Here is a 1,077-nt window from a genome sequence, read left to right on the forward strand (position 1 = left end):
ATGGTGATGGTGACGATTCTGTGCGTATCGATCTTCTTCATAACGTTGAACTTGCTGTTGGCCAAGCGTATGAATATTACATACCTCTTGTTCTTGAACCTCTTCCTGTGGTCTCTTCTCCATCTGTCAATCAACAGGCTTATCTCCGGAGAGAGAGGGAGGAAGCGTCCGGTAAGAAATTCTGACAGCTCTTTGCCTGTTTTCTTGTAAGGATGACAAATAAAGCTTATATTTGGCTCATTAAAGCATCGCTTATGAAGACAAAGACCGAATATATACGATTGCTGCGTCAGTATATGACGGAGAATGCCTCCAAATACGGTATTTCCCGTATGGGGATATTTGGCTCTGTTGCCCGTGGAGAGAACACGGAGCAGAGTGATATCGATGTTTACGTGGAGGGAAATCTCCATGGTTTCTTTGCGTTGTCTGGAATAAAGGCTGATTTAGAAGAGCTCTTGGGATGTCCAGTTGACATTGTCCGTCTGCGGGAAAGAATGGATACCTTTTTTAAGGATCGCATATTAAGTGAAGGAATCTATGTTTGAACGACTAATAGCTTATCATATACTCGAATTGCTGAAAAAATCGTTGGAGGAAATCATCCAGCGAAGCGAGAGGATACGGTTTGCGGATGACTTCCTCTCCTCGAATGAGGGAGTGATCTTGCTGGACAGCATTTGCATGAAATTATCGGCTGTCGGCGAGAGCGTAAAGAATTTGGATAAGATAACTAAGCGAGAGTTTCTCTCTAATTACCCTGAGATACCTTGGAAGAATGTGATGGGAGTCAGGGATGTTATCGTACATCATTACTTCGAGGTGGATGCGGAAGAAATTTTTCGTATCTGTAAAGAGGATGTTCCACCTCTTTTGGATACGATTAATAGGATGCTTCTCGATCTTCATCAGTAAATTATAGTTCCCTATACTCCTCCCTTGCGTCAAAGCAGGGGCAAGCCTTACGGATATAGGGGCTAAGTTGGTAATGTCCTAGGATGCGTGCCTCCGGGTAGTCCCTTCGTAATTGCCGTAGCAGATCCATCAAGGTACAGCGCTGGGCGTAGGTCCGGGTAT

At 44.4% G+C, this 1,077-nt stretch carries 2 protein-coding genes and 2 pseudogenes; 3 read left to right on the forward strand and 1 reads right to left on the reverse strand.

Annotated features, from left to right (window positions below):
• From DWX84_RS21555 to DWX84_RS21360, 3 genes and pseudogenes are all read left to right on the forward strand, one after another.
• Positions 1 to 210: pseudogene (locus DWX84_RS21555) on the forward strand (hypothetical protein); the annotation flags it as partial.
• 44 nt (positions 211 to 254) lie between these two features.
• Positions 255 to 548, forward strand: a complete 294-nt coding sequence (locus DWX84_RS21355; RefSeq protein WP_044546759.1) for a nucleotidyltransferase family protein — start codon at positions 255 to 257, stop codon at positions 546 to 548.
• Positions 541 to 915, forward strand: coding sequence for a DUF86 domain-containing protein (locus tag DWX84_RS21360; protein WP_044546756.1), 375 nt, complete (start codon positions 541 to 543; stop codon positions 913 to 915). The genes DWX84_RS21355 and DWX84_RS21360 overlap by 8 nt, the downstream gene beginning before the upstream one ends.
• Before the next feature lies 1 nt (position 916).
• On the opposite strand, the pseudogene DWX84_RS21365 reads toward DWX84_RS21360, so the two are convergent.
• A pseudogene (locus DWX84_RS21365) lies at positions 917 to 1,077 on the reverse strand (N-acetylmuramoyl-L-alanine amidase); the annotation flags it as partial.

The sequence above is a fragment of the Parabacteroides sp. AF21-43 genome (assembly GCF_003635435.1).
Classification (GTDB): Bacteria; Bacteroidota; Bacteroidia; order Bacteroidales; family Tannerellaceae; genus Parabacteroides; species Parabacteroides distasonis.

Coding starts and splice junctions, on each gene's coding strand:
- DWX84_RS21355 (WP_044546759.1), top strand. CDS start 255: ATGAAGACAAAGACCGAATATATACGATTGCTGCGTCAGTATATGACG.
- DWX84_RS21360 (WP_044546756.1), top strand. CDS start 541: ATGTTTGAACGACTAATAGCTTATCATATACTCGAATTGCTGAAAAAA.